The organism is Cupriavidus campinensis (assembly GCF_905397395.1).
GTDB classification, from domain to species: Bacteria; Pseudomonadota; Gammaproteobacteria; order Burkholderiales; family Burkholderiaceae; genus Cupriavidus; species Cupriavidus campinensis.
This window is the reverse complement of record NZ_CAJPVH010000142.1, coordinates 1-1,309: the sequence shown is the minus strand read 5'-3', so window position 1 is coordinate 1,309 and position 1,309 is coordinate 1. Positions and strand designations below refer to the sequence as shown.

The following is a 1,309-nucleotide window of genomic DNA, read 5'->3' as shown; positions in this document are numbered from 1 at the left end:
GGTGACGTGGCCACCGCCGCCCGAGCTGCCGGCGGGCAGCGCGCTGGCTGCGCTGGTGGCAGAACACGTGCTCGGCGTGCCCGAGCGCCTGGTGCTCGCGCTCGCGCTGGCGCCCCATCTGCGCCCCTCCGCGCTGGACCTGTTCTTCGTCAAGAACCGCGATTTCGACCGCGCGTTCACCGAATTCGGCGGCGCGCGCGCCAAGTACCACGGCGGCTTCCTCCCGACCGGCGAGACCGCCGCGTTCCTGCTGGCCGGCGACGATCTCGCCATGCGCATTCAGGCGCTGAGGCTGTTCGACAGCGAGCATCCGCTGGCCTGCGCCGGCCTGGTGCACCTGGACGGCGGCGTGGGCAGCGAGCCGCAACTGGCCGGTGCGCTGCATCCGGGCGCGGAGACGCTGCAGCGGTTGCAAACCGGCGTGTGGCACAAGCCCGACTACAACGCGCGGTTTCCGGCGCGCCGTATCGTCACGGCACTGGGATGGGACGACCTCGTGCTCGCGCCCGATGTGATGGACGAAATCGACATCGTCCGCGCCTGGCTGCGTGAGGGGCCTGCGCTGATGGATGCCTGGGGGCTGGGCAAGGCGGTCAAGCCCGGCTATCGCTGCCTGTTCTATGGGCCGCCCGGCACCGGCAAGACGCTCACCGCCACGCTGCTGGGACAGGACGCCGCGGTGGACGTGTACCGCATCGACCTGTCGATGGTGGTGTCCAAGTACATCGGCGAGACCGAGAAGAACCTTGCCACGGTGTTCGACCAGGCACAGAGCCGCCGCTGGATCCTGTTTTTCGACGAGGCCGACGCGCTGTTCGGCAAGCGCTCGGCCACGCAGAGCAGCAACGACCGCCATGCCAACCAGGAAGTGGCCTATCTGCTCCAGCGCGTGGAGGACTTTCCCGGCACCGTGATCCTGGCGACCAACCTGCGCGCCAATATCGACGAGGCATTCGCCCGTCGCTTTCAATCGATGATCTATTTCCCGATGCCCGACGCCACGCAGCGGCTGCGCCTGTGGCACAGCCTGATCCGCGACCCAGACAGGCTCGCGCCCGATGTGGATCTGCCGGCACTGGCCGAGCAGCACGCGCTGTCCGGCGGCGCCATGGTCAACGTGCTGCGCTTTGCCGCGTTGCAGGCCAGCCGCGAGGGCAGCGGCCGCTTCGGCGCCGCGCACTTGCGGCGCGGCATCGCCCGGGAATTGCGCAAGGAAGGGAGGACGGCATGAGAGGCGGCAGCTTGGGCGCCCGGGCCGGCCGGCCCGGCGTGCGGCGCGGGCTCGCAACGGCGGCGCTTCTGCTGCTCG

The 1,309-nt window shown here is 70.1% G+C and carries 1 protein-coding gene; it reads left to right on the top strand.

What is annotated here, in order from left to right:
• Nucleotides 1–1,231: ATP-binding protein (locus KHO18_RS28230; protein ID WP_211944319.1), on the top strand; the 1,231-nt coding region annotated here is incomplete at its 5' end.
• Between the last annotated feature and the right edge of the window lie 78 nt (nucleotides 1,232–1,309).